Origin of the sequence: Accumulibacter sp. (genome assembly GCF_029255285.1) — a bacterium.
In the GTDB taxonomy this organism is placed as follows: Bacteria; Pseudomonadota; Gammaproteobacteria; order Burkholderiales; family Rhodocyclaceae; genus Accumulibacter.
Map to the genome: position 1 here is coordinate 1 of NZ_JAPUVI010000098.1, position 19,173 is coordinate 19,173.

Annotated in this window: 21 protein-coding genes; 6 read left to right on the forward strand and 15 right to left on the reverse strand. The window is 66.1% G+C overall.

Features of this window, described 5'->3' with window-relative positions; translation table 11 throughout:
• From Q1M07_RS13905 to Q1M07_RS13915, 3 genes are all read left to right on the forward strand, one after another.
• Positions 1 to 428 (forward strand): tetratricopeptide repeat protein (locus Q1M07_RS13905; RefSeq protein WP_300454513.1); only part of this gene is annotated, 428 nt, incomplete at its 5' end.
• Complete coding sequence (locus Q1M07_RS13910) at positions 425 to 1,453, forward strand: toll/interleukin-1 receptor domain-containing protein (RefSeq protein WP_300454514.1); 1,029 nt, start codon at positions 425 to 427, stop codon at positions 1,451 to 1,453. The genes Q1M07_RS13905 and Q1M07_RS13910, both read left to right, overlap by 4 nt.
• A 101-nt stretch (positions 1,454 to 1,554) precedes the next feature.
• Positions 1,555 to 2,340: a hypothetical protein gene (locus tag Q1M07_RS13915; protein ID WP_300454515.1), complete on the forward strand. Its 786-nt coding sequence runs from the start codon at positions 1,555 to 1,557 to the stop codon at positions 2,338 to 2,340.
• Between the two features lie 156 nt (positions 2,341 to 2,496).
• On the opposite strand, the gene Q1M07_RS13920 is transcribed toward Q1M07_RS13915, so the two are convergent.
• The 3 genes from Q1M07_RS13920 to Q1M07_RS13930 form a co-directional block, all read right to left on the reverse strand.
• A complete protein-coding gene (locus tag Q1M07_RS13920) occupies positions 2,497 to 3,213 on the reverse strand; it encodes an ABC transporter ATP-binding protein (protein WP_300454516.1) in 717 nt (238 codons plus the stop codon).
• A gap of 78 nt (positions 3,214 to 3,291) precedes the next feature.
• Entirely contained in the window at positions 3,292 to 4,518 is a 1,227-nt protein-coding gene (locus tag Q1M07_RS13925; protein ID WP_300454517.1) for an FtsX-like permease family protein, read from the reverse strand.
• Between the two features lie 11 nt (positions 4,519 to 4,529).
• On the reverse strand, positions 4,530 to 5,831 hold the full coding sequence (locus Q1M07_RS13930) for an efflux RND transporter periplasmic adaptor subunit (RefSeq protein WP_300454518.1): 1,302 nt from the start codon (positions 5,829 to 5,831) through the stop codon (positions 4,530 to 4,532).
• Between the two features lie 366 nt (positions 5,832 to 6,197).
• On the opposite strand from Q1M07_RS13930, the gene Q1M07_RS13935 reads away from it, so the two are divergent.
• The 3 genes from Q1M07_RS13935 to aroG all read left to right on the forward strand — a co-directional run bounded on the left by Q1M07_RS13935 (position 6,198) and on the right by aroG (position 9,663).
• The gene (locus Q1M07_RS13935; RefSeq protein ID WP_300454519.1) at positions 6,198 to 7,115 is read left to right on the forward strand and encodes an SLATT domain-containing protein; all 918 of its coding nucleotides are present in this window, start codon (positions 6,198 to 6,200) and stop codon (positions 7,113 to 7,115) included.
• 163 nt (positions 7,116 to 7,278) lie between these two features.
• Positions 7,279 to 8,364: an HD domain-containing phosphohydrolase gene (locus tag Q1M07_RS13940; protein WP_300454520.1), complete on the forward strand. Its 1,086-nt coding sequence runs from the start codon at positions 7,279 to 7,281 to the stop codon at positions 8,362 to 8,364.
• Positions 8,365 to 8,583: 219 nt separating this feature from the next.
• Positions 8,584 to 9,663 (forward strand): 3-deoxy-7-phosphoheptulonate synthase AroG, encoded by a 1,080-nt coding sequence (aroG, locus tag Q1M07_RS13945; protein ID WP_300454521.1) that lies wholly within the window; start codon positions 8,584 to 8,586, stop codon positions 9,661 to 9,663.
• Positions 9,664 to 9,763: 100 nt separating this feature from the next.
• Here the strand turns inward: aroG and rpmG are convergent, their stop codons facing one another.
• The 12 genes from rpmG to hfq form a co-directional block, all read right to left on the reverse strand.
• Entirely contained in the window at positions 9,764 to 9,919 is a 156-nt protein-coding gene (gene rpmG / locus Q1M07_RS13950) for a 50S ribosomal protein L33 (RefSeq protein WP_300454522.1), read from the reverse strand.
• 11 nt (positions 9,920 to 9,930) lie between these two features.
• Positions 9,931 to 10,164: a 50S ribosomal protein L28 gene (rpmB, locus tag Q1M07_RS13955; RefSeq protein ID WP_300454523.1), complete on the reverse strand. Its 234-nt coding sequence runs from the start codon at positions 10,162 to 10,164 to the stop codon at positions 9,931 to 9,933.
• A gap of 100 nt (positions 10,165 to 10,264) precedes the next feature.
• A complete protein-coding gene (radC, locus tag Q1M07_RS13960; RefSeq protein WP_300454524.1) occupies positions 10,265 to 10,942 on the reverse strand; it encodes a DNA repair protein RadC in 678 nt (225 codons plus the stop codon).
• Positions 10,943 to 11,020: 78 nt separating this feature from the next.
• A complete protein-coding gene (locus tag Q1M07_RS13965; protein ID WP_300454525.1) occupies positions 11,021 to 11,512 on the reverse strand; it encodes a hypothetical protein in 492 nt (163 codons plus the stop codon).
• Positions 11,513 to 11,639: 127 nt separating this feature from the next.
• Positions 11,640 to 12,668: a hypothetical protein gene (locus Q1M07_RS13970; protein ID WP_300454526.1), complete on the reverse strand. Its 1,029-nt coding sequence runs from the start codon at positions 12,666 to 12,668 to the stop codon at positions 11,640 to 11,642.
• A 92-nt stretch (positions 12,669 to 12,760) separates the two neighbouring features.
• Positions 12,761 to 14,068: an adenylosuccinate synthase gene (locus Q1M07_RS13975; RefSeq protein ID WP_300454527.1), complete on the reverse strand. Its 1,308-nt coding sequence runs from the start codon at positions 14,066 to 14,068 to the stop codon at positions 12,761 to 12,763.
• Entirely contained in the window at positions 14,050 to 15,231 is a 1,182-nt protein-coding gene (locus tag Q1M07_RS13980; protein WP_300454528.1) for an ATP phosphoribosyltransferase regulatory subunit, read from the reverse strand. Before Q1M07_RS13980 ends, Q1M07_RS13975 begins: the two co-directional genes overlap by 19 nt.
• The gene (locus tag Q1M07_RS13985; RefSeq protein ID WP_300454529.1) at positions 15,228 to 15,413 is read right to left on the reverse strand and encodes a DUF2065 domain-containing protein; all 186 of its coding nucleotides are present in this window, start codon (positions 15,411 to 15,413) and stop codon (positions 15,228 to 15,230) included. Before Q1M07_RS13985 ends, Q1M07_RS13980 begins: the two co-directional genes overlap by 4 nt.
• The gene (hflC, locus tag Q1M07_RS13990; RefSeq protein WP_300454530.1) at positions 15,410 to 16,300 is read right to left on the reverse strand and encodes a protease modulator HflC; all 891 of its coding nucleotides are present in this window, start codon (positions 16,298 to 16,300) and stop codon (positions 15,410 to 15,412) included. The genes Q1M07_RS13985 and hflC overlap by 4 nt, the downstream gene beginning before the upstream one ends.
• Complete coding sequence (hflK, locus tag Q1M07_RS13995; RefSeq protein WP_300454531.1) at positions 16,297 to 17,559, reverse strand: FtsH protease activity modulator HflK; 1,263 nt, start codon at positions 17,557 to 17,559, stop codon at positions 16,297 to 16,299. Before hflK ends, hflC begins: the two co-directional genes overlap by 4 nt.
• 20 nt (positions 17,560 to 17,579) lie before the next feature.
• On the reverse strand, positions 17,580 to 18,749 hold the full coding sequence (gene hflX / locus Q1M07_RS14000; RefSeq protein WP_300454532.1) for a GTPase HflX: 1,170 nt from the start codon (positions 18,747 to 18,749) through the stop codon (positions 17,580 to 17,582).
• Between the two features lie 142 nt (positions 18,750 to 18,891).
• Positions 18,892 to 19,131, reverse strand: coding sequence for an RNA chaperone Hfq (gene hfq, locus Q1M07_RS14005; protein WP_300454533.1), 240 nt, complete (start codon positions 19,129 to 19,131; stop codon positions 18,892 to 18,894).
• Positions 19,132 to 19,173 lie beyond the last annotated feature (42 nt).

Genomic DNA, 19,173 nt, shown 5'->3' on the forward strand with positions numbered 1-19,173 from the left:
AGCTCGGCGCCGTGCAGCAAGCGGCCGGCGACCTCGCCGCCGCCCGGCGCAGCTTCGACGAGAGCCTGCGGATCGCCCGCCGGCTGGCGGCCGCGAACCCGGCGTCGGCACAAGCGCAGCGCGACGTCTCGGTCAGCCTGGACAGGCTCGGCGACGTACAGCAAGCGGCCGGCGACCTCGCCGCCGCCCGGCGCAGCTTCGACGAGAGCCTGCAGATGCGCCGCCGGCTGGCGGCCGCGAACCCGGCGTCGGCGCAAGCGCAGCGCGACGTGGCCGTGTCGCTCTGGCGGCTCGCCAGGATCGGTGGCGGCGTCACTTGGCGGGAGGTCGCCGACGCCTGGCTTGCCCTGCAGGCGCGTGGCGTTCTGTCGCCGGTCGATCAAGCGTTTGTCGAAGAGGCGCAGCGGCGCGCGGCCAGCGAGCGATGAGCGACTGCTTCGTCAGCTACAAGCGCGAAGATCGGCCGCGCGTCGAGCCCTTGGTCAGCGCCTTGCGTGCCGCGGGCGTGTCGGTGTGGTGGGACCAGGACATCGGCGGCGGCGAGCCCTGGCGCCAGAGGATCGCCGAGCAGCTCGACGCGGCGCGCTGTGTCGTCGTCTGCTGGACGCACGCGTCGACCGGACCCGACGGGGCTTACGTGCGCGAGGAGGCGGAGCGCGCCAAGACGCGCGGCGTTCTGCTGCCGGTGCGCCTCGACGCTGTGGCGCCGCCCTTCGGTTTCGGCGAAGTGCAGGCGCTCGACCTGACGGCGTGGAACGGCGCGACCGACGCCGCGTGCTGGCGGAATTTCGTCGCTACGCTGCGCGCGATCGCCGACGGGCGGTCACGCCCGCCGCCGGTGCCGCCGGGGAGTCCTTATCGGCCCTGGCGCGCGGCGGCGACGCTGCTCGCCGCCGTATCGCTGATCGGTCTGATCATCCCCCTCGCCGGCTGGACGCCGGCGATCTGCCGCGCCGCTGCGCTGCGCGAGGCGTGTCGCGCGACCGGCGTCGGCGGCGTACCGGCGCGGGCCGACGAAGAGGCGTGGGCAGCGGCCCGGCAGGCGGTGAAGGACAGCGGCCGCGGCGACGGCTATCGTGCGTATCTGCGCGACCACCCGGCCGGGGCTTTCGCCGCGGCGGCACAAGCGGCGCTGGCCGCGTGTCGCAACGTGGCGGACGAACGCTGGCAGCGGAGCGACGACGCGTTGCCCTTGGTCGTCCCGCCAGCGCTGTCGCCGGCGGGAAGCGAAGCGGCGGCGCGCGAGCGCAGCGCGGCCGACGTGCAGCGCCAGGCCGACGCGCTCTGCGCGGTCTACGAGAAGAGTCCGACGCACAAGCTGCTTGGCGCGACGCCGGACGCGCGCGGCTGGCGCTGCCGGCCGGAGACTCGCGGCTGGACCTGCGCCTTCGACGGCCAGGTCGTCTGCCAGCTCGAAGCGCGCCGCACGGTCGATCGCGAGGCGTGTAGCTGACGCGGCGCACGCGGATACCCCCCGACCTGATCTCTGCGCGTGATGGCCAGCAGGTGGGTCGACGAGGGCAGCGCTTGCCTCGTACAGAAAGGAGGATGCCGATGAACGGGAAGTTTTCGGGAGAATCGTCGAGCGCACGGCTTCGCTCGCTCATGACGCGGCATCGTGGCGCGCCGGCGCGCCGGCCAGCCCCCTCGGTTTGCCGCTGGCCTTGGTTCTGCATCGCCGCCTTCTGCCTGCCGCTGTCGGCCGCGGCGAACGAGCAAGCAGCCACCGTCTGCCGCAACGGCCTGTTCGCTGCCGAGCAGCAATCGCTGCAGGTGGCGACGCTGCTGGGTGCGGCCCAGCAGCGCTTCACCTTCTATCGCGACGACGCTCCTTGTCCAGACGACAGCGAAAGCTGCCGGCAACGCGCGTATCTGCTTGCCGGCGACGAGGTGCTGGTCGGCAAGGTGGTCGGGAATTGGGCCTGTGCCTGGTTCGTGGGCAAGAAACACGAGACGGTCGGCTGGCTGAAAGCGAGCGATCTGCAGTTTCGCCCGCCGGGCGGAGCGCTGCGCGCCGCGGACTGGATCGGCGTCTGGCGCTATTCGCCGAACGATGGCCGGATCCGGATTGCCGGCCGCCAGGGACGCCTGACGATCGACGGCAGCGCCAGCTGGCTTGGCGCACCTGTCGGGGCCGGGGTCCGTGTGGTGCATACTGGAGAAATGACCGGCGAACTGGCGTGGCAGGGACGCCGTGCGCGCTTCATGGCAGGCAGCGGCGCCGACGACTGCGCCGCGGAGCTGACGCAGGTCGGCCGCTATCTGGTGGTGGCCGACAACGGCCATTGCGGTGGCGCGAATGTGCGCTTCGACGGCGTTTACCTCATCAGGGAGCGCTAGCCGGCCACGGGCCGGCGAATCGTCTCGCCGGCGGCCAGCGGAAGCGGTATGAACGCCGGACGCGCCGTCCGACCGGCGCACACGCCACGCGCCTGGGCCAGCCGGCGCTCGACCGGACGCCGGCTGGCCGGCGTCCCCGGCGGCGACGCGCGGCTCCTACGCCGTCCCGCCTCCGCGCCGGTCGCTCTCGATGCGGCCGTCGACCAGTTCGATCACCCGGTCGCAGCGAGCGGCGAGGCGGGGGTCGTGGGTGACGATCAGGAAAGAGGTGTTCAGGTCGGCGTGCATTTGCCGCATCAGGGAAAAGACTTCGTCGGAAGACGCGCGGTCGAGGTTGCCGGTCGGCTCGTCAGCCAGCACCAGCGGTGGTTCGAGGACCAGCGCGCGGGCGATCGCCACGCGCTGCTGCATGCCACCGGACAGTTCGCCAGGACGCTTGTGCATGTCCTGACCGAGACCGACGGCGGTCAGCATGGCGCGCGCCCGCTCGTGCTGTGCGGCGCTGACGCGCGCCTCGCGCATGAGCGCCGGCAGGGTCACGTTTTCGAGCGCCGAGAAGGCCGGCAGCAGGTGGTGGAACTGGAAGACGAAACCGAACACGGCGCGCCGCCGCAAGGTCAGCCCGGCATCGTCGAGCCGGCCGGCCTCGGCGCCCTCGATGCGGTAGCTGCCGGCCGTCAGCCGTTCGAGCAGGCCGACGATGTTGAGCAGCGTGCTCTTGCCCGACCCCGAGGGGCCGATCAGCGCGACGAACTCGCCGCGCTCGACGGCGAAGGAGACGCCGTGCAGCACCTCGGTTTCGTTCGGCAGGCCGACGTTGTAGCGCTTGCCGACGCCGGCGAGTTCGATCAGCGGCGGACGGGTGGCGGTCATGGCGCGCCCCCCGCATCGGCGCCGGCCGCCGCCGGGGTGCCGCTTCGCACCACGAGTGGCGACCTCATGTCCGCCGCCTCACAGCCGGATCGCTTGCGCCGGATCGAGCGCCGCGGCGCGCCGCGCCGGTGCGACGGCAGCCAGGACGCCGCACAGGGTGGCGATTCCGGCGATGCTCAGCGCCAGGCCGGGAGCCAGCGTGATGGCAAAGAGCGGCAGGCCGTCGCTGCCGCGCACGAAGGTCGTGAACGCCTTGATCAACCCGACGGCGAGCAGAACGCCGAGCGCCGAGCCGAGCGCGCCGACGATCGCTCCCTGCAGCAGGAAGACGCGCCGCATCTGTCCCTGCGTTGCGCCGATGGCGCGCAGGATGCCGATCTCGCGTTGCTTCTGGACCACCGAAACGACCAGCACGCTGGCGATGCCGAGTGCCACGACGACCATCACGACACCGCGGATCAGCGCCGTGCTGACTGATTGTGCGTTGAGCGCCGAAACCAGTTGCGAATTCGCCTCCTGCCAGATCTCGACCTTGTACGGAAATTGCCGCGCGAGGTCGGCGGCGAGGCGCTGTGCGGCCCAGACATCGAACAGCGCCAGATCCAGCCCGCTCGCGCCGCCGGGCAGGCCGACCAGACTCTGCGCCGCACGTAGCGGCACGATGACGGTACGCCGGTTGAGTTCGCGCACCCCGAGGTCGACCAGCGCGGTGACGCGCAAGGAATCGCCGATCGTACCGGTGACGATAGCGATGCGGTCGCCGACGCGAACGCCGAGGTCGTCGGCGAGTTCGCGGCCGATGATCCCCTCGCCCGGCCCGAGGCGTGCCTCGCCCTGCACGACCTTGGTCCGCAGATGCACGATGCGATCGTAGCGCTCGAGGTCGACACCCATCAGCGCGATCGATTTCGACGCTTCGCCGCGTTGCGCCAGACCGGCGCCGGAAACCATCGGCGAAACGGCGGCCACCGCCGGCATCGCTTCGAGGACGGGAACGAGCGCTTGCCAGTTGGCGATGCTGCGCGGTCGCTGGACGCGCGGCTGCGTGTGCACCAGTGCCGTGCTGTCGGCGTCCGGGACGCGCGCCGGAAGCACCACGTCGTCGCGCGCGCTCAGCGTGACGTGCGCCTGGGCGCCCAGCGTCTTCTCCAGGGTGTTGCGTTGCAGGCCCGTAATCAGCGCCGAGATGTAGGCGACGACCGCCACGCCGGCGGCGACGCCGACGATGATCAGCACCGTCTGCATGCGCCCTTCGCGCAGGAAGCGGATGGCGACGCGGCGTTCGAAAGCGAGCCAGTCGAGCATCGACGGCAAACTCAGCGGCCCATCGCCTGGCTCATCGCGGCGCCGGCGTCTTCGTGCGCGCCTTTGCGCAAACCGGGCGGGACGGCGAGCGGCGGGGCGCTCTCGGCGGCGATCACGGGGCGCACGCGACTGCCCGCCGCGAGCGTGCCGCCTGACCCGGCACGCAGGACCGTGTCGCCGGCGCGCAAACCTTCGAGCACTTCGACGGCATCGAGCGTGCGCAGACCGAGGCGCACCGTCCGCGCTTCGACACGGCCGTCGCGTTCGACCAGGACGACGGCGCTGTCTGCCGCCGGATCACCGTGCAGCGCGTCCACCGGCACCACCAGCGCGGAATCGCGGCGCGCCGTCTCGACTTCCACCGAAAGCGTCATATCTTCCCGCAGAAAGGCCGGCGCGTCGGGCAACAGCGAGAACTTGACCTCGATCGCGCCGCGCTGGGCATCGACCAGCGGCGAGATCGACAGCACGCGCGCCGCGAAACGCCGGTCCGGAAAGGCATCGGCCAGCACGCTGGCCGGCTGGCCGACCTGCAGTTGTTCGAGATAGCGCTCGTCGACCTGCGCCACCAGTTGCCGCGGGCCGGCCAGCGCCAGGCTGAAGAGCGCCCGTCCGGGCTGCACGATCTGGCCGGGCTCGACGAGACGCGCCAGCACCCGGGCGTCGGCCGGCGCGGTCAGCACCGCCTGCGCCAAGCGGGCCCGCGCCGCCGCGGTAGCGGCGGTGGCCAGTGCGAGCTGCGCCTCGGCCTGGACGAGGTCGCTCCCCTGCTCGGCGTTGGCCGCCTGCTGCGCCTGGGCCGCCACCTGCTGCGCCCGCGCCACCTCGGTGGCGCGCCGCGCTTCGTCGAGGCGCGCGACGCTGAGGAATCCCTTGGCGACCAGCGATTGCGTCCGTTGCCAGTCGGCCTGCGCGGCGGCCAGTACCGAATCGGCCTGCGCCACGGCGGCCTGCGCCGCGCGCCGCCCGGTGCTGCGCAGGCCGGCCAGGCGGGCGGCGGCCTGGCGCTCGCCGGCCTGCGCCTGCGCCAGCGCGGCGCGCAGTTCGTCGGTTTCCAGACGGGCCAGGACGTCGCCCCGCCTGAGCTGCGCGCCCTGTTCGACCGCCACTTCGAGGATGCGGCCGGTCAGCGTGCTGCCGACGTCCACACGCGACAGCGTCGCGACGCGCGCCGAAAACTGCAGGCTGCGCACCAGCGGCGCGGCTTGCAGGCGAAACGCCGCCACGCTGGGCGCGCGAACCAGCCAGCCGCCGAGCAGGACGGCCAGCATGGCGGCGAGACAGACGACGAGGACGAGCGAACGGCGGGGCATTGGTCCACTTCTCACGTTTTGCAGCGACCGCGCGCCCGACCGGCGAGCGCAACGGCGCCGCGCGTCGATCGACCGACACGCGGCAGCGCGCATCATCCCACACCCGGACGCCGCCTGCGGCATCCGTTGGCGTTCGAGCGCCGCTGACGGACGACTTCCGGCGGCAAACTACCGGCCGATCGATCATCTGGCTACGCTTGAGGCTCGCCTTGTCGCATAATCGAGGCAGTCGAGACGATCAGGGTCGGTCAGCGACATCGCGGCGACAGGCGGCAGGAATGCCCGACGCGGTGGACAAGGCACGGAAAACGCCGGCCGCACCGCCGGGTCGCCCCATCAGACACCCTTTCGCCAGGAGGATACGCCATGAGTACGCTGCCGCCAGCCTCTTCCCGCGACATCAGACCGCGCGAGGCCTTCGACCAGGAGTCGGGCAACGAGCAACAAGGCGACTGCGAGGCCTTGCAGATGCTCGCCGCCGACCTCGAGAAGCGGGCCGTGGAGGCCGCCGACTGGTATCTGCGCAACAAGATCTGGCCGCGTCGGCTGTCCCGGCTGCTGCGCTTTCTGGCCATCCTGTTCGGCATCCTCGGCGGTCTGGCACCGCTGGTTGGCGGCGCCTACCTGTTCGGCGACGCCGGGAACGGTAAGCCAGCGCTCGCCAATGCCACCCAGTGGGGCTACATTCTGATCGCCCTGGCTGCCGCGTCGATGCTTTTCGACCGCTACTTCGGCTTTTCGTCGTCATGGATGCGCTACATGACGGCGCAGATGGCCTTGCAGCGATCGCTGGAGAAGTTTCAGTTGTCGTGGCGACTGTGGCGTATCAAGGTGAGCGGGACCCAGCCGAGCGACGAGCAGCAGGCGGCCGCCATCGGGCTGCTGACCGCTTTCCAGCAAGAGGTCGGCGATCTCGTCGAGCAGGAGTTCCAGGCCTGGATCGCACAGTTCAAGGAGCAACTGGCCGAGCTGCAGGCGGCGATCGACAAGGACAAGGCCGAGCGTCGTCCGGGCAACCTGGTGGTCGGCATCCATTCGGCGACGGCGATCAGCGGACCGGCCGAAATCTATCTCGACAACCGCCTTGTCCGGCGGACCGATAGCGGCAGCGTCCTGCTCAGCGCGCTCAACCCCGGCAGCCACCTCGTTGTGGTCAAGGCCAACGCGGGCACTTGGCAGGGCAGCGCGACGGTAAGCGTTCAGGCCGGCGAGACCAGCGAGGCCAATATCGAACTGAAAGCCATCGACCCGGCCACCGGCGACGGCCCGCAGGTGCCTGCGTGAGCGCGCTGGAGCGGCGCAGCGGAAGGTCGCCCGGACGCTGCCGGGGAGCGACGGACCGGCGCCAGGACCAACTGGCATCGGGATCGAGGTCGTCGATAGCCTTTGGCAATGGAAAGGGTAATTTTCTGAGCACGCCGACAGTACTTCCCCGCGCAGGATGCTCATGGCAACCATTCTGATCGTCGACGATACACGTGAAAATCTGGCGATTCTGAACAGTCTGCTCAGTCCGGCGCATCGCGTCCGCGCCGTCGATTCGGGGCGGCGAGCCTTGCAGGCGGCGGTCAGCCCACCGCGACCGGATCTCATTCTGCTCGACGTGATCATGCCGGGCATGGACGGCTACGAAGTCATCCGGCACTTGCAGGCCAACCCCGAGACGGCCGACATTCCGGTGATCTTCATCACCGCTCTCGAGCGCGGAGAAGAGGAGGAGCACGGTCTGGCGCTGGGGGCGATGGACTACATCACCAAGCCGATCCGGCCGGCCATCGTCAACGCACGCGTCAACACACATCTCGAGCTGAAAGCGGCACGCGATCGCCTGCTCGCCGACAACCGCAGCCTGAGCGAAGAAATCGACCAGATCCAGGATATCAGCATTCGCGCGCTCGCCCGCCTGGCCGAGATTCGCGATCCGGAGACCGGCAACCACCTGCGACGCACGCAAGGCTACGTACGCACGCTGGCCATCGCGCTGCGCTCGCATCCTCGTTTCGCCGGCTTTCTGACGCCGCACAACATCGAGATCTTCGTCAAGTCGGCCCCCTTGCACGATATCGGCAAGATCGGCATCAAGGACGAAATCCTGCTCAAACCGGGCCGCCTGACAGCGGACGAATGGACGATCATGAAAACCCACAGTCGTCTCGGTTACGAAGCCCTCCGGCAAGCCGAGAGCGAAGCCGAGAAATCGATCGAGTTCCTGAGCATGGCGAAAGACATTGCGCACTATCATCACGAGAAATGGGATGGCTCCGGCTACCCCGAGGGGCTGGCGGGCGACGCGATCCCGATTGCGGCGCGCCTGATGGCGCTGGCCGATGTGTTCGATGCGCTGGTCAATCCGCGCATCTACAAGGGTGCATTCACCCTCGAAAAGGCGCTGCGGATCATCCACGACGGACGCGGCAGTCATTTCGACCCGGATGTCGTCGACGCCTTCTTCGCCTGCCAGGAGGAATTCGTCCGCATCGCGGCCCGGCACGCCGACCGCGAGCTTGGCCGGACGCTCAACCCGACAGGCTGAGCGGACGCGCAACAGAGCCACCAAACCCCCGGCCGATGATCGGGCGGCCGAGGCGCCGGGCCGGGGGGCCGGTGATCGCCGCCGCACGATCAACTCCGTCGACCGCTGTGCCCGCCCGTCCGGGCCGATCGCCCGATACTGCGGCGCACCATCGGCGCCGTCTTTCCATTAGAATCGAGCCCGCCGTCGAACCCGGGCGGCAGCCCCGGAGAAAGTCCCATGACCCTGCAGAGCAAACCGAACACCGACGACGTACGCATTCGCGAGATCAAGGAGCTGGTCCCGCCGGCACATGTCTTCCGGGAATTTCCGGTCGGTGTCCGCGCCGCACTGACGACCTACAACACACGTCAACACATTCACCGCATCCTGCATGGCGCCGACACGCGCCTGCTGGTCGTGATCGGCCCCTGCTCGATCCACGACGTCGATTCGGCTGTCGAGTACGCCGGCAGGCTGCGCAAGGAAGCCTCCCGTTTCGAGGACGATCTGCTGATCGTCATGCGTGTGTATTTCGAAAAGCCACGCACCACGGTCGGTTGGAAGGGGCTGATCAATGACCCACGCCTCGACAACAGCTTCCGGATCAATGAAGGGCTGCGTCTGGCGCGTGGACTGCTGCTCGAAATCAACGACCTGGGCCTGGCCTGCGCGACCGAGTTTCTCGACACGATCACCCCGCAATACACGGCCGATCTGATCGCCTGGGGGGCGATCGGGGCGCGCACCACCGAATCGCAAGTTCACCGCGAGCTGGCTTCCGGGCTGTCCTGCCCGGTCGGCTTCAAGAACGGAACCGATGGCAACATCCGCATCGCGATCGATGCGATCCGCGCCGCGCAATCGCCGCATCACTTCCTGTCGGTCACCAAGGCGGGCCATTCGGCAATCGTGTCGACCGCCGGCAACGAAGACTGTCACGTGATACTGCGCGGCGGAACCCAGCCGAACTACGATGCACTACAGGTCGACGCGGCGTGCCGGGAAATCGCCGCCGCCGGCCTCGCGGCCCGCCTGATGATCGACGCCTCGCACGCCAACAGTAACAAGCGCTTCAAACAACAAATCGAGGTCGCCAGGGACACGGCCAGCCAGCTCGCCGCAGGCGAGGAACGGATCATCGGCGTAATGATCGAATCGCACCTCGTCGAAGGACGTCAGGACCTGATACCGGGACAGCCACTGGAGTATGGGAAGAGCGTCACCGATGCCTGCCTGGGGTGGGAGGATTCGCTGCAGGTGCTCGACCTGCTGGCAAAAGGCGTACGCGCCCGCCGCCTGGTGAACGCCGCACAGTGATCGATCGACTTTGACTCCGGAGCGCGACCCGGAATGCGAGCGCCAAAAAGCCGCGGCGTGTACCGCGGCTTTTTTGTCCTCCAGACCACCGGGAGCGTTTCTAGCGCAGCTTGATCTCCTTGTAGATCACATGCTTGCGGGCTTTCGGGTCGTACTTCTTGATTTCCATCTTGGCCGGCATGGTCTTCTTGTTCTTGGTCGTGGTGTAGAAGTGTCCCGTGCCCGCCGTGGATTCGAGCTTGATCTTGTCACGCATGGCTGTTCTCCTCAGATCTCACCGCGTGCGCGCAACTCGGCGAGCACCGTGTCGATCCCGTTCTTGTCGATCGTGCGTAGACCGGCGTTCGATACCCGCAGGCGCACCCAGCGGTTTTCGCCCTCGATCCAGAAGCGGCGATATTGCAAATTCGGAAGGAAGCGGCGCTTCGTTCTATTGTTGGCGTGGGAGACATTGTTCCCCGCCATCGGGCCTTTGCCCGTCACCTGGCAAACACGCGCCATGATTGTCGCTCCAATTTGTTTTGGGAAGAAAGCCGGTGATTCTAGCCTATGCGACGCGTCCATTTCAAGCCCTTTACCGCCCGCTCTCACCGGCATCGGGCTACAGCAAGCCGCGCTCGGCGAAAGACAGCGGCGACGACTGGGCGGCGACGATGAAATGGTCGACCACCCGGACATCGACCAAAGCCAGTACCTGCTTGAGTTCAGCCGTCAGCAGTTCGTCCGCACGCGATGGTTCGGCGACTCCCGACGGGTGGTTGTGCGCCAGCACCACGGCTGCCGCGTTGTGGTAGAGCGCCTGTTTGACGACCTCACGTGGATAGACGCTGGTTTGCGTCAGTGTGCCGCGAAAAAGCTCTTCGGCGGCGATCAGGCGGTTCTGCGCGTCTAGCCAGAGAGCGACGAACACCTCGTGCGGGAGGCCGGCGAGCCGCAGCCGCAGGTAGTCGCGCACGGCAGCAGGAGAAACCAGGGCGATGCCCCGTTTCAGGTCTTCGGCCAGCGCCCGCCGTGCGAGTTCGACGACGGCTTGCAGTTGAGCATACTTCGCTGGCCCCATTCCAGGCACGGCGGAAAACTCCGCCTGACCGGCCGCAAACAGTCGCGTCAGACCACCAAAGCGAGCGATCAAATCGCGCGCCAAGTCTACTGCGCTACGGCCCCGGCTGCCGACGCGCAGGAAGATGGCCAGCAACTCGGCATCCGACAATGCCGCGGCGCCCTGAGTCAGCAACCGCTCGCGCGGCCGCTCGTCCTCTGGCCAGTCGGAGATCGCCATCTTTTCAGATCGAGTGGCACGCCTTCTTCGTGGGTCCCGCCACACGCCGCCGTTTGGCGGGGTGCGTGCCAACGGGAATCAGCGCTGGCCAAGCCGTTCGGCGTTATCCCTTACCTGGCGGACGAACGGCGAGACGGCCGCCGCGGTGAGCGTCGCCGCGCTGCCGAAAAGCTGATACCAGACCAGCGCGCCGTCGACCAGCGTCTCGCCAAACCGCGCTCCGCGCATGCGCAAATCCTCGACACTGCGACTGCCGGCCAGCGACACGACGCTACTGGCGGACGCCGCGACGACTTCGCCGGTACGCACCCAGAATCTGGTGGTTTCGCCCGGCAAAACCTTGACCATGGCGCCGATTCCTTCGAGCGGCACGGCCACCTTCTCGCGCGTCATCCGAGCCACTTCCTTCCAGTCGCGCCCACTGCCGTCCTTGTTGCCGCGCAGCAGCCCGGAACTGCGCTGCGCCACGACTTCGGCCGAGTCCAGCACCGCTTGGTTGATCTGCCTTCCCAGCTTGGTCCACTGCAGGACCGGCGCCAGCAGTTGGTCACGGACTTCCTCTCGATTCATGCCAGATTCTCCTGAAGATAGCGTCGACGCGTAGGTCGATCATGGTGGGTGTTGACTGTCTGAGCGGCGCGACGAGACCGCCGACCGAAAGCATACGCTTTTCCCGCGCGCCCGGCTGCTCGGGCCGTCACAAATAGCGCGCCGCATCGGCAAAATCGATCCCCTGTGCGGCGGGCAGCTCGGTGCGCGCGACACGCGCCAGCATAAAGGCGCGCTGCACCGGCGGCGGGCCGGTCAATTGAGCAACCGAAAAATCGACTTCCGCCGCGGCGTCGCCACTCTGCGCGTCGAGCACGATATTCATCGCGTTCAGACGCAAGCGCCGGTAGCTGATCCGCAGGTAGCGCTCGGGATTGGCGAGAACCTCGCGCAAGCACTCAAGTTCCATCGCCAGCGCCGATTGCGTGTCGCCAACGGCTTCGAGCTGCCGTTCGTTTTCGAGCAGTTCGGCTTCGAGCCTGGCCTGTTCGCTGCGTGCCGCGGGAGGCGAGCCAAACATCGAACCCAGCCCCGGACCCTGCTGTTGCAGCAAGCGCAGGCGTGCCCGGATGAGCGAGCGTTTGGCTTCGAGTTCCTGTCGTTCGGCACGATCTTCGCCGATCTCGGCCAAGGCCCGACCGAGGAGATAGTCGAACACCTCGACGCCGACGATACGGCGCAGCCTCGCCTCGTCGCGGCCGCAGATGTGCGCCCGGTGATCCGAGAAGCTGACGCTGGTCTGGATGACGTCACGCTGAACCATCTCCCCTTGCAGCGCCATTCCGAAGACCTTCTGCTCGCTGAACGCCATGCCAAGCACCAGACACGCCTCGTCAAGTTCGGGAAACTTGTCGAACAGGGTGCGCAGATTGTCCGAACGGCCAAGCGCGGCGGGAATGTCGGCCGGCGCAACGAAAAACGCCCGCAAGGCGGGATCGGTGGGCCAGGTAGCGGTGGACAACGGTCGCGCACCTGGCAGCGCTTCGATCATGGCGCGCAGGAACTCGATCGTCGTCTCGACAGCGGGCGCCAGGCGCGAGTGACACGAGGGCAGCAGTTGCAGGCGCGGATTGGTGAGCGCGATCGCTTTCTCGGTGGCGCCGCGGACCAACTCAGCCGATACGCGGTTCGGATCGAACTGCGCCGGCCTGTTCTTGAACCAGTCGAGAATACCCATGGCCTTCTCCCGCTATGGAACAACCTGCCCCGATTCCAGCCGCCATTGACACGAGCCGAGCGTTGCCGACGAACGGTCACGCGCCCGCCAGATCACTCCAGCGGATGACGGCGAACGATCGTCTCGCGGCGCTCGGGCCCGGTTGACACGATGTCGATCGGGATCTCGCACAGATCCTCGACGCGTGCCAGGTAAGCCTGTGCCGCCGCCGGTAGCGCCGCCATCGTGCTCACCCCGACGGTCGACTCCGACCAACCGGCAACGGTCTCGAATACGGGTTCGCACGCGGCGACTTCATCGGCGCCCATCGGCAACATGTCGACGACTCGGCCGTCGAACCGATAGCCGGTGCAGATTTTCAGCTCGGGCAAACCATCGAGGACATCCAGTTTCGTGATGCACAGCCCGGTAACGCCGTTGATCTGGATCGAACGTTTGAGAGCGGCGACGTCGAGCCAACCGCAACGACGCTTACGTCCGGTGACCGTACCGAATTCACGCCCCTTTTGCGACATTTGACAGCCCGGCAGACCTTGGCTTTCGATATCCAGCTCGCTCGGGAACGGGCCACCACCGACGCGCGTACAGTAGGCCTTGGTGATTCCGAGAACGTAATGGAGCATCCCCGGACCGACCCCTGAACCGGCCGCGGCCTGACCGGCAACGCAATTCGACGACGTGACGAAGGGATAGGTACCGTGATCGATGTCCAGCAGGGCCCCCTGTGCTCCTTCGAACAGGACGTTGTGACCGGCCTTGTTGAGTGCGTGCAAGGCCGCCGAAACGTCGGTGACGAGCGGTCTGACGTGTTCGGCGTCGGCCATCGCCTGCCCCAGCACGACGTCGAAATCGACCGCTGGCGCGCCCAAGTAGCGGGTCAGAACAAAGTTGTGATAGTCGAGATTCTCCCGCAGCCGGTCGGCGAAGCGATCGGCATGGAAGAGGTCATAGACCCGCAGGGCGCGGCGTGCCACCTTGTCTTCGTAGGCTGGGCCGATGCCCTTGCCCGTGGTACCTATCCTGAGGTCGGCACAACGCGCCGCCTCGCGCGCGTGGTCGAGCGCCGAGTGGTAGGGAAGGATAATCGGGCAGCCCGGGCTGATCTTGAGCCGCGCCCGCACGTCGATGCCGCCCGACTCGAGAACCTGTATCTCGCTGATCAGGTGATGAATGTCGAGAACGACGCCATTGCCGATGAAACAGTCGACGCCGCCGCGGACGATTCCCGAGGGAACCAGGTTGAGCTTGTAAGTCTTCTCACCGACGACCAGTGTATGGCCGGCATTGTGACCGCCCTGAAAGCGAACAACGCCTTTGGCATGATCAGTGAGCCAGTCGACGATCTTGCCTTTCCCTTCGTCGCCCCACTGGGTGCCGACGATTACGACGTTCTTAGCCATGCCTGTATTCCGTCCTGGTTGATTGCCTCAATGACCCATTGCCCGTCGCGTCGTACCAGCCACCGGTCACACAGCGGTCCTTCGCTGCCCGTTTCGCCCGGCAGAAGCTCGACGACCACCTCGCCTTGCGCGCGCAAGGTGGCGATCGATGTCGCGAGCGCCGCGTCGGCCGCCGAAGGCGGTGCCAGAATCGCCGCCAAATATGCTCCGCCGGTCGCCAGGCGTGCCAGCTCTCGCAGGTCGAGCGAAAAACCGGTAGCCGCACGCGCCCGGCCGAAAGTCTTGCCAACTCCGTCGTAACGCCCGCCAAGCGCGATGGCGCTCGGGAAAGCGGAATGATAAGCTGCAAAAACGACGCCGTTGTGATAGTGGTAGCCGCGCAAGTCGGCGAAGTCGAAAGACAGCGGAAGATCAGGTAGCGAGGACTGCAATTGCCGCAACGTGTTCAGAGCGACGCCGATCTCGGGTAAGACCGGCAGCGCAGCGGCGGCGGCGGCGAGTGTCTCTGCCCCGCCATAGAGGTCGGGCAAACCGAGCAGTGCCGAAGCAAAGGGCTCGTCCAGCCGAGCGCAAAGCTCGCGCAGGCCAGACACGTCCTTGGCCTGCAGCAACTGCAGCAGCAACGCCTCGAGGTCGCTATCGAGACCGGCCGCATCGGCCAGCGCGCGAAACACGCCAACATGACCGAGATCGATACGTTCCGGCGCCACTCCCGCAGCGCAAAGCGAATCGGCCATCAACCGGATGATCTCGCGGTCCGCCGCCACCCCGGAATGACCGAACAGTTCGGCACCAAGCTGGATCGGTTCGCGGCTCGCCGTCAGCGACGCCGGCCGTGTGTGCAGGACGCTGCCACAGTAACAAAGCCGCGTCACCCCCTGGCGATTGAGCAGATGGGCGTCGATGCGGGCGACCTGCGGCGTCATGTCGGCGCGCAGGCCTAGCGTGCGTCCGGACAGTTGGTCGACGAGCTTGAAGGTGCGTAGTTTGAGATCGTGTCCGGAGCCGGTAAGCAGTGAATCGAGGTGTTCGAGCAGCGGCGGCAGAACCAGTTCGTAGCCGTGTACCTGGAACAAGTCGAGCAGCCTTCGGCGTAGGCGCTCGATCTGTGCCGCCTCGGGCGGCAAGGCATCGGCCAAGTGTTCGGGTAGCAGCCAGTTCACTTGAAAAGCATGATGAAGACCAGTCCGACGAGCATCGAGGTCAGGCCGACGAAACGAATCTGCCCATCGGAAAGGCGGGTCAGGCGGCGAAAAGTCTCACGCCAAGCGTTCGGAGCAACGAAGGGCAGCAGGCCTTCTAGCACCAGCATCAAGGCAAAAGCCAGCAACAGGTTGTCGGTCATCTGCCGGCTTTGTCGCCACCCCGGCCGACGCTCTTCATATACTTGAAAAAATCCGAACTGGGCTCGACGACGATGACATCGCTCTTTCCCTTGAAGCTACCGCGATAGGCCTCGAGACTGCGATAGAAGGCATAGAACTCGGCGTTGCTTTCGAAGGCCTGGGCATAAGTGGCAGCGGCCTTGGCATCGCCTTCACCCTTCATCTTCTGGGCATCACGATAGGCCTCGGCGACGATCACCTCACGCTGCTTGTCGGCGTCGGCACGAATCTTCTCGGCCTCGGCGGCGCCCTGCGAACGCAACTCGTTGGCGACACGCTTGCGTTCCGCGTCCATCCGCCGATAGACCGACTCGCTGACGTCGCTCGGCAGTTCGACGCGCTTCACCCGTACATCGACAATCTGGACGCCGATATTGCGCGCATCCAGATCGGCTTTCTCACGCATCTGCTCCATGATCTTGTTGCGCTCACCGGAAACCACTTCATGCACGGTTCGCTTGCCGAACTCTTCACGCAGGCCGGCGTTCACCGTCTGCGCTATACGCGTTTTGGCGCGTGATTCGTCACCGGCCACCGAGCGGTAGTAGAGCTTCGGATCGATGATTCGCCACTTGGTGAAGGAGTCCACAAGAACGTTCTTCTTCTCCGAAGTGAGGAAGCGCTCGGGCTCGGCACTGTCGAGAGTCAAGATCCGCTTGTCGAAATAGCGCACGTTCTGGATCAGCGGCCACTTGAAATAGAGACCCGGCTCCTCGATCACGTTACGAATCTCGCCGAGTTGGAAGACCATGGCGTACTGCCGCTGGTCGACCGTGAAAATCGTCGCACCGAGCAGAACCAGCAGCGCGACGAAAACCCCGGCGACGACATTGATGCTCTTCATCAACGCCCCTCCCGATCACGCTGGCGCAGCGTTTCGCGTGAACGCGTTTCGCTCTTCTCGACCACCTGTGGCGGCACCTCGTTCGAAATCGCCGGAGCCGGACGCGCCGCCGCCACGGCCGGCTCGGTGGAAACGCCCGTCGCGGGCGTCGCGGCAATCGCCCCGGCCGCCTGGATCAGCTTGTCGAGCGGCAGATAAAGCAGGTTGCCCTGCCCCTTGGTATCGACCAGCACTTTGGATGTGTTCGAGTAAACCTGTTGCATGGTCTCGAGATACATGCGGCTGCGCGTGACTTCCGGCGCCTTCGCATACTCGGTGTTGATCTGTCGGAAGCGGCTGGCATCACCTTCGGCCGTTGCGATGACGCGCTTCTTGTAACCCTCGGCTTCTTCGAGCAGGCGCGCTGCCGTGCCGCGTGCCTTCGGAATGACGTCGTTGGCGTAGGCCTGGCCCTCGTTCTTCTGGCGCTCACGGTCCTGCGACGCCTTGACCGCATCGTCGAAGGCCGCCTGCACCTGCTCCGGTGGCTGTGCGTTCTGCATGGTCACTTTCGAAATCAGAATTCCGGTCTTGTAACGATCGAGAATCTCCTGCATCAGTTTCGACGCGTTGGCGGCGACGGTATCCCGCCCTTCGTAGAGCACGAAGTCCATCTTGTTCTTGCCGACCACCTCACGGATGGCCGTCTCGGCCACCTGCATGACCGCATCGTCAGCATGCCGGTTGGTGAACACGTAGTCGACCGGATCTTTCAGGATATATTGCACGGCGAACTGAATGTTGATGATGTTTTCATCATCGGTGAGCATCAAGGCTTCCTTGAGAACCTTGTTCTTCTCGCTGCCGCGATAGCCGATCTCCAGCGTACGCACACCCGATACATTGACCAGTTCATGCGACTGGATGGGGTATGGCAGCCGCCAGCGCAAACCGGAATCGGTACTCTCCTTGTAGCGACCGAACTGCAGCACCAAGCCAACCTGCGACGCATCGACGATATAGAAACCGCTCGCCATCCAGGCGAGGACGACGACCGCCAGCAGCAAGCCGATACCGCCGCCGAGAAACCGAGGATTGAACGGCACCGGCGGGCGTTCGCCGCCGCGATCGCCACCACCGCCACGCTTGCGATCGAAAATTCCGGACAACCGGCGATTGAGATCGCGCCACAACTGTTCAAGGTCGGGCGGCCCCTGATTGGGACGCTTGCCACCGCCGTCATCGTTGCCGCGATTGCCCCACTGCGGGTCATTGAGCGACATAAACACTCCAAGGCTGGAAATCATGGGGAACCGTCTGAATCAATGGTCATGCCGGCCGGCGACGCACCGGCCACCGCCGGCTGATGCCGCCGCCCAGCCGTTTTCGCGCGGGCCACTTCGGCGAGAGCGTCGCGCAGGAGCGGCAATCCATCGCCGCATCGGGCACTGACACGAACACGGAAGATTCTACCATATTCGTCGCGCTCGGCCGCCGGCGGCAATCCGCTCAGATCGAGCTTGTTCAGCACCGTCAGTTGTGGCACGCCGGCCGCGCCGATTTCGGCCAGCACCTTGTTCACGTCAGCCACCTGTTCGTCGCGTGCCGGGCTGGCCGAATCGACGACATGCAACAGCAGGTCGGCCTCGGCCGTCGCTTCGAGTGTGGCGTGGAAAGCGGCGACCAGCGAGTGCGGCAGGTCGCGGATGAAGCCGACGGTGTCGGACAGCACGACGTGACCGACTTCCGGCAACCACAGCTTGCGCGTCGTCGTATCCAGTGTGGCAAACAACTGATCGGCAGCAAAAACGCCGGCATGCGTCAAGGCATTGAACAGCGTCGACTTGCCGGCATTGGTGTAACCGACCAGCGACACGTTCAACTGCTCGCCGCGGCCTCGCGCCTGGCGTTGCACACCCCGTTGACGCTCCAGCCTGGCCAGTCGTTCCTTCAGCAACCTGACCCGTATCCCGAGCAGACGTCGGTCGGTTTCCAGTTGCGTCTCGCCTGGACCCCGCAGGCCGATGCCACCCTTCTGCCTCTCCAGGTGAGTCCAGCCACGCACCAGGCGGGTCGCGAGGCGTTCGAGTTGCGCCAGTTCCACCTGCAGTTTTCCCTCCGCGCTCTGCGCCCTTTGCGCAAAAATATCGAGGATCAGGCTGGTCCGGTCGATGACGCGACACGACAGCGCGCGCGCCAGATTACGCTCCTGGCCGGCACTGAGCTCGTGATTGAAAATCACCAGGTCGGCTTCGTGTGCCGCGACTTCGGCAGCGATTTCGAGTACCTTGCCCTTACCCGCGAAGGTCGCCGCGTCGGGGCCATGGCGCCGCCCATGCACCTCGGCACATACCACGGCACCGGCCGAGCGGGTCAGCAGGCGAAGCTCTTCGAGTTGTTCGTCGAGGTTGTCGCCACCGAAGTCGAGCTGCACGATGACCGCACGCTCCTCGCTCAAGGGACGCTCATCCATGCTGACGGTCTGAGAAAATTTGGGGCAAGCGGAGGGGGCAGTCAGAACGTCACCGGCGGCGCGACTTGGTAGCACTCGACGCCGAGGCGGCGATTCGCCGAGGGGCAGGGCAGCTTCAAACGCAACTTCAGAGCCAGTTTCATCACGCCTCGCTGTCGGCGTCCTGCTGAATGGTGATCGGACGTCCGGGTACGACCGTCGAAATCGCGTGCTTGTAGACCATTTGAGTAACCGTGTTCTTGAGCAAAACGACATACTGATCGAAGGATTCGATTTGACCCTGCAGCTTGATGCCATTCACCAGGTAGATCGAAACCGGCACGCGCTCGCGCCGCAACGTGTTCAGAAAGGGGTCTTGTAGAAGTTGCCCTTTGTTAGTCATCCTTCGAACTCCATCTTTGGTTGATGTCTGGAGCGGCCAGCA